Here is an 11,151-nt window from a genome sequence, read left to right as displayed (position 1 = left end):
TAGGTATGAAGCAAAATACAAAAAAAAGTTATATTTTCAATATTTCATCAATCATTCTTCTCTTCGTATTGATGAAAATATTAATGTCGGCAAATATATTGACTAAATACTATACAGGTATAGTCATTTTTATATGTATAAATATTATTCTAGCTGCGAGTCTCAATCTTGCAACAGGATATCTTGGCCAGCTTGCGCTTGGTCATGCAGGCTTCATGGCAGTAGGAGCATACGCATCGGCTATTACAGCCATTGCAATTAAACCTTCGATCGTTGAATTTTGTTCAACCCTTCCTGAAGGTATAAAATTCTTGATCAACCCTGCCACAGTTATACTTTTAACGAGCTTGATTGTAGCAGGAATAATAGCAGGACTTGTAGGTATAGCAATCGGTATACCTGCCCTTAGATTAAGAGGTGACTATCTGGGTATCATAACCCTTGGATTCGGCGAGGTCATCAGGGTGGTCATAAACAATATAAAACCTATAACAGGTGGCGCCCAAGGTCTTTCAGGAATCCCAAGAATAACAACCTTTAACAACGTATACTGGATAACCGTGGTTGTGGTAACAATTCTCTATACACTAACCCATTCACGACAGGGCCGTGCAATCATATCAATTAGAGAAGATGAAATCGCTGCCGAAGCAGTAGGAATACGGACTACAAAATACAAGGTTATGGGCTTTGCAATAGCAGCATTTTTCGCAGGAATAGGCGGAGGTTTATACGCCCATTATATCGCATTCCTAGACCCAAATACATTCGGATTCATGAGATCGGTAGAGATACTGGTAATAGTAGTACTTGGAGGAATGGGAAGCTTGACGGGCTCCATAATTGCAGCAATACTACTCACCATACTTCCTGAAGCATTGAGAGACTTTGCAGAATACAGACTCCTTATATATTCAGGACTTCTAGTAATAATGATGATTTTCAGACCTCAGGGAATATTTGGAACACATGAATTCTCAATGTCAGGATTCATCCATAAATTAAGGCATAATCAGATTATCTCACCAAGAAAAGAAGTAAAGGAAGGTGAATAATATGGCATTACTTGAAACAAAAGAAATGGCAATGCAATTTGGCGGACTTAGAGCCGTTGACAATTTTGAAATATCAATAAACGAACACGAATTGGTAGGTCTTATAGGTCCAAATGGTGCTGGGAAAACTACTATTTTCAACATGTTAACTGGTGTATATGAACCTACTGAAGGAAGCATTATACTTGATGGGAAAGATGTAACTGGTAAAAAACCCTATGAAATTGTAAAATTTGGTGCTGCAAGAACATTTCAGAACATAAGACTCTTCAAGGATCTTACTGTTATAGACAATATTAAAATCGCTTACCACAACGAGATGAAATATTCTACTCTTGAAGGAATTTTCAGATTGAAAAGATACTGGAAAGAGGAAAAAAAAGCACATCAGGAATGCCTTGATTTTCTGAAAATATTCGACATGGAAGATTATGCAGAAACTTTGGCAAAAAATCTTCCATACGGCAAGCAGAGGAAACTCGAAATAGCTAGGGCACTTGCAACCAATCCAAAGATACTCATGCTCGACGAGCCTGCTGCAGGAATGAATCCCCAGGAAACTCACGAGCTAATGGAAACAATACATTTCATAAGAGATAAATTCGATATAGCCATACTTCTTATAGAACATGATATGCACCTAGTCATGGGGATCTGTGAAAGAATCGTAGTAATAGACTACGGAAAAATAATTGCAAAAGGTACACCTGATGAAATCAAGAATAATCCCGATGTAATCAGAGTATATTTGGGAGAGTAGGTGAATATATGTTAAAAATTGAAGATATAAACGTATTTTATGGGAAAATCCATGCAATTCACGATTTAAGCTTCCATGTAAAGGAAGGAGAAATTGTTACCCTGATAGGTGCAAACGGTGCTGGTAAAACTACCATCCTGAAGGCAATATCAAGAATCCTTACTCCTGAAAGTGGAATCATCAAATTCAGAAATGAAGATATGGCGAAATTTCCACCACATCAAATCATAGACATGGGTATGGCCCACGTACCAGAAGGAAGAAGGGTATTTTCAAAGATGAGCGTACGTGAAAACCTTGAAATGGGTGCTTATATAAGAAAAGATCTTCGAGAAATAAAAGACGACCTTGAAATGGTATTCACAAGATTTCCAAGACTTAAGGAAAGAATAAAGCAAGCAGCAGGTACATTAAGCGGTGGCGAACAACAAATGCTGGCAATGGGAAGGGCTCTTATGTCAAGACCAAAGATAATCCTTATGGATGAGCCTTCAATGGGTCTAGCTCCAATTCTTGTTGATGAGATATTTAGCATCATAAGAGATGTAAACGATGCAGGCACTACCGTTCTTTTAGTTGAGCAGAATGCAAACAAGGCACTTAAAATAGCTGACAGAGGCTATGTACTTGAAACTGGAAAGGTAATAGCCGAAGGAAAAGCAAGCGATCTTCTTCAGGACCAGGCTGTAAAAGAAGCATACCTTGGTGGATAATCCAAAATTCAAGCAATCTATATCAGTTTAATAGAGCATACAAAAACACATGGTGAATTTATATCTCCATGTGTTTTATATTGCCCACAGCCTTACTTGTTTACAACAGGTTCTGAAAATTCATATCCATTAAGGTCTATTCTAATGCTTTCCATAACTACATCTTCTTCAGGCTTTTCCTTTTTAACATCTACATTTGCTATCCTGTCAACTTCCTCCATGCCGTAGAACACTTTTCCAAATCCAGCATAGTCGCCATCAAGAAAAGTTGCATCTCCGTGGACTATGAAAAATTGTGATCCTGCAGAATTGAAGTCCCTGCTTCTTGCCATGGATATGACACCAGGAACATGACTGATTGTATTGTCAAAGCCGTTATTGGAAAACTCTCCATCTATTGAATATCCTGGATTTCCAGCTCCCGTACCAAGCGGATCTCCACCCTGGATCATGAAATCCTTCATAACTCTATGGTAAATAAGTCCGTCATAAAAACCGGTTCTTGCCAGCGACAAGAAGTTATTTACTGTGTTTGGAGCGATTTCTGGATATAACTCAAGTATTATTGGTGCTCCATCCTTAATTTCTATCTTTACAATGGGAAGTCCTTCTGAAGGTGTGTAAGCAGCTTCAGGATTAAGTTCTGCATAGTAATCTCCAAATGAAAAATCCTCTACCCTTATGTCTTCATTACTGTTTAATGAATTATCAACATCCGACACAGGTTCTTCCACAATATCTTCTTCTCCCTTTTGTGTACATCCAACAACTGCAAAAAGTAAGATAAAAACCAGTGCAATCAACATCAGTTTTCTTAATTTCTTGTTCTTCATATATCCTCCGATTTTCATATGTAATAAACCCAATTCCGGCATTTTTATATAAGCATTTATTATCAGTAAATATATTCCAGACATTAAGTTCTTTTTTATATCTTTAATTCTGTTACTTATTTGAGAAATTAATAGAGATGAACAGAAGTCCATCTCATTAAATGCTTATTTGATATCCAAAATTCGTTTCTAAAATTATGGGAGAATTATTCTTCGTCTTCTTCGTCTTCTTCTCCACCAAATATCTCTTCAAATACACTTCCAACTTTTTCGAATTCCTTGTCAGACTCTATTGCTAGTAGTTCAACACCTTTTTCATCTTCCTTGTATCCATAGATGAAGTATTCTTCTTGTCCTTCTGGTAGAAGTGCAACATATTCTTTTTCGTCTATTTCAACAACTGCAAGAACAAGGCATTCCTTCTCTTCGCCATCATCAAAAGTAACCATCATTGTATCTTCGCCTACTTCGTGACTATGCTCGTGGTCATGTCCACATCCGCATCCTTCTCCACATCCTTCGTGGTTATGCTCTTCTTGACTCTCACAACATTTTTCTTCTTTGTTATCTGAACAACACTTATCTTTTTCTAAATTATCATCGCCGCAACCGCAGTTATGTTCTTTACTCATATTAAATCTCCTAACTTATATTTCCACCTATTTCAACTATTGGTGATTTATACTAAATAATATCACATTCAGCCTCAAAAAACCAACGTTTTAATATGCTGAAAGAATTAAATTTAATTCATATTCTCTATCACTCTTTAAACAAGAGGTTTCACACAGTCTATAATTAATGGTATGCTTCTTACACTGTCAAAATCTTTCCTTTTCCAGTTATCATACAGCTTTATATCAACAAATCCTTCATTTTTTAATATTTGCACAAGAGCTACAGAGCTTATAGGATAAAGAGTAATTCTATTTTCAATTTCCTTGTTGGTTTCTTTTATGTTCAATACAGTATGAAATTCAATTTTATCATCATTATTTAATTTGTAATTTCTAATAAATTTAATATGTTCATTCTCAATAGTCGGAAGAAAATCAATATTCTGATCCAGTATTCTGTCATAGTTAATGATTTGAATCATAAACCTTCCACCAGCTACAATTTTTTTAAATGTTTTTTTGATGAAATCAGTTATTTCTATCTCATTTTCCAGATGAACCATTGTATTCCCAAAGCATATAACCGTATCATAATCATCGACAAGATTGTCAACATCAAGCATATCCATTTCATCAAATTTCAAATTTTCTCTATGATTATATTTTCTTATTGCATACCTTATCATTTCAGAATCCAAGTCAATTCCAGTAGATGTTTTATAAAACTCGGAAAGTCCAAAAATTAACTGACCAGTTCCACACCCTATTTCAAGTATATTTTTTCCATCTGTTTCACTATCTCCATCTAAAATAAATTCAGCCTGACTTTTATTAAAGGGGAAAATATGGTTATAGTTTTCCGCTATTCTTTCATAGAATTTCATATTATCAGCTCCCTAATTCATTATTTTTTCTGCTTTTCTCTTTATCTTTCTTCCTAGGGAAGTCGTCAGTATAACAGCACTTGAAATAGCCAGGGCAACAAGTACAGTCTCCGTTCCAACCTCCATCGCCATAATATAGTCTGCTTCAATAATTTTCTTTATAGCGTAATAAAGCCCATATCCGGGTACTAGAGGAATCATTCCTGGAATCACATATACTGTAGCAGGGACCCTTCTTTCCTTAGCCATAATTTCACTATAAAAACCTACTGCAAGAGCTCCTGTAAAGGCTGCCATTACAACAGAATCAAACTGAACAAGCGATATTGAATACACTATCCATCCCAAGGCTCCTCCGATTGAAGCAAAGACCAACTGTTTTCTTGGTATATTAAACAGTATTCCAAACCCGAAAGTACATAAGAAGGAAAAAATAAAATCAAGTATCATATACTGCCTCCAAATATCATAATATACCCTTGTAAAACAGTACCTACTCCAAGCGCCAGAGCTACTGCAATTAATACAGCCTCCATCATCCTTGATGTTCCCGATACAAAATCTCCTGATATTATATCTCTGATTGAGTTGACTATTGCAACTCCTGGTACCAGTGGCATAAGTGAACCTATTATTATGCTGTCTATGTCCGCATATACTCCAAAACATTCCAGTGACTTGACGAAAATCAGTGCAGCAAACATGTTTATAATACCACCTGTAAAGTTCTTCATAAAGAATGGAAACTTGTATTTTATTGATATAAGCGAAAACATTATTACAAACATACTTGTTAGAAAAGCTAGAGAAAATTCAATGGGTCCTCCTCCGAACAAAAGGGTGAAAAAGCCTCCTGCAACACCTCCACCAAGTATAATTTGCCAATTCTTAAACTCAGGAGCATTTTCAATTCTTTCAAGATCCTTATCAGCTTCAGTCACAGTAATGCTTCCCGATGCAAATCCTCTAGAGAAGTTGTTTACCATTGCTATTCTTTCAAGATCTATTCTTTCGATACTTGTTCTATGGATGATTGAATAGTATTCTCCATCATACTCAATATTAATGAATATTCCAGTTGGAACAACAAAGCAGTTTGCATCTTCAATACCCTTTGAGTTGCATATTAGATTTATTGTCTCCTCTACCCTGTAGGTTTCGGCTCCATTTTCCAGTAGAATCTTCCCCGCCCTTCTGGAGAGCTTTAGAATCCTGTTTATTTCATTTTTGTTCATATATTTCTCCCGAATTTCCATAATTTCTTAAATTTAAGTGTATTATAACAAACAACCCCTGTGAAAATCAAGTGATTTCCACAGGGGTTGTTACCCTCAATATTTGTCCTAAATATTATATGTATTTATAGGACCTTATTTATTTGCAAGAAGACCATTGTATACATCTTCCATGCCAAGAGATTCGAATTTTTCCTTCGTTGGAATTGCTTTTTCCTTGTCGTATGAACAAGCTTCATAATACTTGTCAAGGGCGCTTTCCATGTCTACTTTCCTTCCCTTTGGAGGTCCTGCAGTAGCTTCTTCAGTCATGAAACGTTTCGGAAGTCTGTCGTCATCCCGTCTGAATCCCCTCTCATAGTTGAGCGCTCTTTCAAGAGCTATAGTCCTTTCAGCCTTTCTTAGAAGCTCTTCCTTATCTGTCTCTATTCCTGTCAATGCTGTATAGATAGCTGCAAGGGTTGTGGCGTGAAGCTCACAATTTATTACATTGAAATCACAGATACCTATGAGGTTTGTAACTACAAAGAATTCCTTCACAGATTTTAACCATTCCTTTGATTCCTTGTCGTCGAAAGGATCTTTCGGTTCTATTACTCCAAGATCTGGATAAAGATATCCAAAAGCATCTATTGTAGCTGCATAAGGCCTCATATGACAGGCTCCTCTTTCAGAGGTTCCCAACGATACAGTCATGGCAGAGCTTCCCCTTGGATCCGTAGCGGGAATTTCCATTCCCTTTACAGTCATTGTATAGTCAAGAGCTCTTTTACCTATTTTTTCGGCTGCAACCTGAGAACCATCTGCAAACAAGTCTCCACAACCTTCCCTAAGTCCCATTTTCCTTAAAAGTTCCACCATTGCCTTTCCGTTTCCAAAATTAAGTTCCAATCCGTCAAGATCATCACTGGTGATTATTCCTTCCTCATACCATTCCATTGCAGCTGAGATTGTTGCTCCACCCGAAATTGTATCCAGACCATAAATGGTCAAATAATAATTGGCCATTGAAATATCTTCATATGAATTAACTCCACATCTTGGTCCAAGTGCAGCTATGGTTTCAAATTCAAGTTCTCCAACACCTATGTCATCCCCGTAGTCTGAATTCTTCATCACTATATATTTATGGCATCCAAGCTGACAAGAATAACAGGCTCTTCTTCTCACTTCAAACTTCTCCCGGTTGTTCCACAGTTGGGTAGGCATAATCGGCTCGAGCTTTTCAAACTGGTTTTGTCTGAAATTCCTTGTAGGTAGCAACCCGCATTCATTGGCACCGTCAAGCCATGCAGGAGTGCCGTATCCATGTACCGGACCCCAGGTATAGACTTCGTCCCTAATTTCCCTTATGGCCACTGCATTTATTTCCAGGAACTTGTCCTTGTCGTTTATTTCTATCTTTCCATTTCCTTTTACTGCCACTGCCTTAAGATTTTTGGATCCCATTACAGCACCAGCACCACCTCTTCCTGCAAAACAGTCATCGCTGAATATGCAAGCAATACTTGAAAGGTTTTCTCCGCCCTGTCCTATACACGATATCTTGTATTCCTTTCCCAGTTCCTCATTAAGAATTTCTGTTGTTTCTCTGGTGTTCTTTCCCCAAAGGTGTGCTGCATCTTTGATTTCAACCTTGTCATTTTCTATTACTACTATTACCGGTTTATCCGCCTTACCTTCAAATAAAATGGAATCATAACCTGCAAATTTCACTTCTGCACCGAAGTGACTTCCCATGTTTGAAGACCCTATGGTGTTTGACAAAGGTGAAAGAAAATTGATTGAAATTCTTGATGCCGAAGCCATTGGAGTTCCTGTAAGAGGTCCAGTATTGAATGATAGTATATTCTTCTCAGACAAAGGCTCTGTATCATGGGGGACTTCATCCCACAAAAGAGCAACCCCATAACCTTCTCCTCCAAGATATCTTTTAACATATTCCATGTTGAGCTTTTCCTTGCTTATGTTTCTAGAACTCAAATCTATCCTTAATACACAATTCTTATAACCCTTCATCTCATCACCATCCCAACGCATTTCGAGGGCAGATTTTAACACATTCAGGTACTCCGCCACATAAATCACATTTGTAAGCCAAAGGCTTACCTTCAAATTCAATCATGCTTATTGCATCAATCGGACAATCTTCCGCACATTTACCACAACCTATGCATGCATCGCTTATTGTTACAGCTCCGGTAAATGAATCTCTTGATATGGCATCAACCGGACAATGTTCTGCACATACCATGTCAGAACACTGCTGACATACATTTTGTTTAAAATGACCCATTTTCTTTTCACTAATTTTGATACCTGTAGCCGCTGGGTCCACTACTCCCAGATGAAATACAGAACATACAGACTCACATGCCCTGCAACCCTGACATAGATCAGGATTCACCCTTACTTTGATTACTCCCGGTTTCATAAAATCCTCCTTTTTTCTCCATTTTAATATTTCAAGTGCTGCTATGCTTGTTGCCTAACAATGCTTATGATACATCCAACTAAAGAATTATGAATTTTAACGAGGAACATAAAAATCGAACACAAAAACAGGAGCATACTCGAAATATTCGAATAGCTCCTTTGCAATCACGGCAGGCATAAAATCACTTCAATACCCATAGTTCTTAAATTCCTTATTCTGTCAATGTTTTATGCGGGAACGTAAGAATCGGAGATTTATTTATCTTAGGAAAGCTAAATATGCAAAATCCCTTAAATCGTTGGTATTTTGCGTTCAATGTAAACTTTCCACGCGGACAACACCGCTAACGCGGATGACGCGACATAGTCGCTTTGTCTATCTAACTTAATTATAAACCCTATTGTTACAATAGGGTCAAGGATTATTATTTATTTTATCGGAACCTGTAGTCTGATGAACATTCCTCTACTGTTTTCGTTAAAGACTGGAAGTTCTGTTATTACCTCACAGAGATACTCTCCTACAATTTCATAGTCATTATCATCAACAAAATCCAGGAGCTTTTCCGCATAGTAGAGCTCATTTTCAAAACCCTCCTCTCCTTTGAAGCATATACAGGCATAATTACCTCCCATTATTTTTTCAAATCCTTCATCCCTACTGAAATCAGTGTCAACAAATACAAAGATTTCTGTAGACTTGTAGTCTCTAACTTTGATATTATCCATTCTTATTAAGGATCCTACATTGTGGAAATATATCATTGGAAGGTTATTGATCTCTACCTGGTTCTTCAACTCCCTAAGCATATACTCGTAGGTTTCTATGCCTTTCTCATAAATGTTTATTCCACTATTATAACAAAATATCCTCCTCTCGGGAAAATCCACAATGTTAACTGATTCATCTTCTAGGGTCCTGGCATACTCCCCAAGGTTCTCCTTGAACCTCATTGCACCCCTTTCCATTATTTCAAGCTTTTTCTTGTTTTCCTCAATCCACTTAAGCTGTTCGTTTAGGTTTTCAATAATAAGCTCGGGGTCGTTCTTTTCGAAGAGCTTCTTTATCTGGTCAAGGGACATTCCAAGAAGCTTCATATAATTAATAAGGTCAAGCTTTGCGCTCTGGTTTATATGGTAGTATCTGTATCCAGTATCCTCGTCCACCATAGAGGGTTTAAGGAGCCCAATATTGTCATAATGTCTAAGCGTTTGGATTGTAACCTTGTTAATCTTTGCCATTTCACCAATTTTAAATCTGTTCAAAGAACCATCCCCTTAATAATCTATTTATTATTCACTGCATATTAATCAAACATCTTGTGTCTCTATAGACTTATATTATATCATGAAGCATATTACACTGTTACAATTTTAACTTACCTAAGCTATAAAAGGAACCGCCGGCAATTAAACCGGCGGTTCCTGTGTATTATATAACGTTCTAAACCCGATAAACCATTCCCACAATTATTACTTAGTTATGCTGTCTGTTCAACAGATTCCTCTGATTTTGCTTCTTTTTTCTCTTCCTTTGACTTTTTGATTTTTTCCATTGTAATTCCTGTGTATCCATAGAATATTGAAATCAACGGATTCAGCAGGTTGAGGAATGCATAGGGTGCATAGGCAAATGGATGAACTCCAAGAGTCTTGTACATAAATGCTCCACAGGTATTCCATGGAACAAGTGCTGAAGTTAGTGTTCCTGAATCTTCAAGTACCCTTGAAAGGTTCTTCGGATGAAGTCCCTTCTCTTCAAATACATCCTTGTACATCCTTCCAGTTATAACTATTGACAAATACTGGTCTCCAGCAACAAAGTTACATGCTATTGCAGTAAGAACTGCCGAAAGAACTACTGAACCTGTGCTGTGCGCTAATGTTAGTATCTTCCTTGCTATTTCTTCAAGCATTTTAGTCTTTTCCATTATTCCACCGAAGCACATTGCGCAGATTATAAGTGATATAGTCCACATCATACTGTCAATTCCACCTCTTGAAAGAAGGGTGTCAACAGCTGCAACTCCTGTCTCTGAAACAAATCCGTAATGCACAGAATCTATTATAGCTCCAAGGTTAGCTCCTTGGAATATTACTGCAAAGATTGCTCCTACAGCAGTTCCGCCTATTAGGCCAGGTATTGCAGGAATCTTGAATACAACCATGAATATTACCAGTAAAGGTGGCACTAGAAGCACTGGGCTTACTGTAAACTGTGAACTGATACCTTCAAGTATTATCTTAATACTTTGTGAGTCAATACTGTTTCCTGCGTATTTCATTCCAATGATTCCATAAAGAATCAATGCTATGATAAAACTTGGAACAGTAGTGTATAGCATATGTCTTATATGTTCAAAAAGCTCCGATCCTGCCATTGCAGGCGCTAGGTTTGTTGAGTCTGAAAGTGGAGATAATTTATCTCCGAAATATGCTCCAGAGATTATTGCTCCTGCAACTATTTCAAGAGGTATTCCAAGACCTTCTCCAATACCTATTAGTGCAATACCTACGGTACCCGCAGTTGTCCATGAACTTCCCGTCGCTATGGAAACGATTGCACAGATGATAGTAGTTGCTACAAGGAATACTCCTGGAGATATTATCTGAAGTCC

At 37.4% G+C, this 11,151-nt stretch carries 12 protein-coding genes and 1 riboswitch; of the genes, 3 read left to right on the top strand and 9 right to left on the bottom strand.

Translation table 11 applies throughout. From position 1 onward, the window contains the following. Positions 1–5 precede the first annotated feature (5 nt). The 3 genes from AC3AX0_RS02405 to AC3AX0_RS02395 are packed head-to-tail and all read left to right on the top strand — an operon-like array spanning position 6 to position 2,528. Positions 6–1,055 carry a branched-chain amino acid ABC transporter permease gene (locus tag AC3AX0_RS02405; RefSeq protein ID WP_487548708.1) on the top strand — a complete coding sequence of 350 codons (1,050 nt, stop codon included), beginning with the start codon at positions 6–8 and terminating at the stop codon, positions 1,053–1,055. Between the two features lies 1 nt (position 1,056). After that, positions 1,057–1,815, top strand: a complete 759-nt coding sequence (locus tag AC3AX0_RS02400) for an ABC transporter ATP-binding protein (RefSeq protein ID WP_487548707.1) — start codon at positions 1,057–1,059, stop codon at positions 1,813–1,815. A gap of 8 nt (positions 1,816–1,823) precedes the next feature. Further along, positions 1,824–2,528: an ABC transporter ATP-binding protein gene (locus tag AC3AX0_RS02395; protein ID WP_487548706.1), complete on the top strand. Its 705-nt coding sequence runs from the start codon at positions 1,824–1,826 to the stop codon at positions 2,526–2,528. A 92-nt stretch (positions 2,529–2,620) separates the two neighbouring features. On the opposite strand, the gene AC3AX0_RS02390 is transcribed toward AC3AX0_RS02395, so the two are convergent. From AC3AX0_RS02390 to nhaC, 9 genes are all read right to left on the bottom strand, one after another. Beyond that, positions 2,621–3,361, bottom strand: a complete 741-nt coding sequence (locus AC3AX0_RS02390) for a peptidylprolyl isomerase (RefSeq protein ID WP_487548705.1) — start codon at positions 3,359–3,361, stop codon at positions 2,621–2,623. A 206-nt stretch (positions 3,362–3,567) separates the two neighbouring features. Next, positions 3,568–3,993, bottom strand: a complete 426-nt coding sequence (locus AC3AX0_RS02385; RefSeq protein WP_487548704.1) for a DUF1292 domain-containing protein — start codon at positions 3,991–3,993, stop codon at positions 3,568–3,570. Positions 3,994–4,130: 137 nt separating this feature from the next. Then, complete coding sequence (locus tag AC3AX0_RS02380) at positions 4,131–4,862, bottom strand: class I SAM-dependent methyltransferase (protein ID WP_487548703.1); 732 nt, start codon at positions 4,860–4,862, stop codon at positions 4,131–4,133. A gap of 12 nt (positions 4,863–4,874) precedes the next feature. After that, the gene (locus tag AC3AX0_RS02375; RefSeq protein ID WP_487548702.1) at positions 4,875–5,312 is read right to left on the bottom strand and encodes a threonine/serine exporter family protein; all 438 of its coding nucleotides are present in this window, start codon (positions 5,310–5,312) and stop codon (positions 4,875–4,877) included. Continuing rightward, complete coding sequence (locus AC3AX0_RS02370; RefSeq protein WP_487548701.1) at positions 5,309–6,097, bottom strand: threonine/serine exporter family protein; 789 nt, start codon at positions 6,095–6,097, stop codon at positions 5,309–5,311. The genes AC3AX0_RS02375 and AC3AX0_RS02370 overlap by 4 nt, the downstream gene beginning before the upstream one ends. Before the next feature lie 135 nt (positions 6,098–6,232). Beyond that, the gene (locus AC3AX0_RS02365; RefSeq protein ID WP_487548700.1) at positions 6,233–8,158 is read right to left on the bottom strand and encodes an aldehyde ferredoxin oxidoreductase family protein; all 1,926 of its coding nucleotides are present in this window, start codon (positions 8,156–8,158) and stop codon (positions 6,233–6,235) included. Next, positions 8,121–8,531, bottom strand: coding sequence for a 4Fe-4S dicluster domain-containing protein (locus tag AC3AX0_RS02360; protein WP_487548699.1), 411 nt, complete (start codon positions 8,529–8,531; stop codon positions 8,121–8,123). The genes AC3AX0_RS02365 and AC3AX0_RS02360 overlap by 38 nt, the downstream gene beginning before the upstream one ends. Positions 8,532–8,671: 140 nt before the next feature. Further along, positions 8,672–8,798: riboswitch (molybdenum cofactor riboswitch) on the bottom strand. 164 nt (positions 8,799–8,962) lie between these two features. Further along, entirely contained in the window at positions 8,963–9,799 is an 837-nt protein-coding gene (locus AC3AX0_RS02355) for a MerR family transcriptional regulator (RefSeq protein WP_487548698.1), read from the bottom strand. A 215-nt stretch (positions 9,800–10,014) separates the two neighbouring features. Then, the coding region (gene nhaC, locus AC3AX0_RS02350; RefSeq protein ID WP_487548697.1) for a Na+/H+ antiporter NhaC at positions 10,015–11,151 on the bottom strand (1,137 nt) is incomplete at its 5' end.

This window comes from Dethiosulfatibacter sp. (assembly GCF_983023055.1).
This window is presented reverse-complemented; position numbering and strand designations above follow the sequence as displayed.

What these genes read in the sequence shown, in the direction of transcription:
- AC3AX0_RS02405 (WP_487548708.1), top strand. Translation starts at nt 6, where the DNA reads ATGAAGCAAAATACAAAAAAAAGTTATATTTTCAATATTTCATCAATC.
- AC3AX0_RS02400 (WP_487548707.1), top strand. Translation starts at nt 1,057, where the DNA reads ATGGCATTACTTGAAACAAAAGAAATGGCAATGCAATTTGGCGGACTT.
- AC3AX0_RS02395 (WP_487548706.1), top strand. Translation starts at nt 1,824, where the DNA reads ATGTTAAAAATTGAAGATATAAACGTATTTTATGGGAAAATCCATGCA.
- AC3AX0_RS02390 (WP_487548705.1), bottom strand. Translation starts at nt 3,361, where the DNA reads ATGAAGAACAAGAAATTAAGAAAACTGATGTTGATTGCACTGGTTTTT.
- AC3AX0_RS02385 (WP_487548704.1), bottom strand. Translation starts at nt 3,993, where the DNA reads ATGAGTAAAGAACATAACTGCGGTTGCGGCGATGATAATTTAGAAAAA.
- AC3AX0_RS02380 (WP_487548703.1), bottom strand. Translation starts at nt 4,862, where the DNA reads ATGAAATTCTATGAAAGAATAGCGGAAAACTATAACCATATTTTCCCC.
- AC3AX0_RS02375 (WP_487548702.1), bottom strand. Translation starts at nt 5,312, where the DNA reads ATGATACTTGATTTTATTTTTTCCTTCTTATGTACTTTCGGGTTTGGA.
- AC3AX0_RS02370 (WP_487548701.1), bottom strand. Translation starts at nt 6,097, where the DNA reads ATGAACAAAAATGAAATAAACAGGATTCTAAAGCTCTCCAGAAGGGCG.
- AC3AX0_RS02360 (WP_487548699.1), bottom strand. Translation starts at nt 8,531, where the DNA reads ATGAAACCGGGAGTAATCAAAGTAAGGGTGAATCCTGATCTATGTCAG.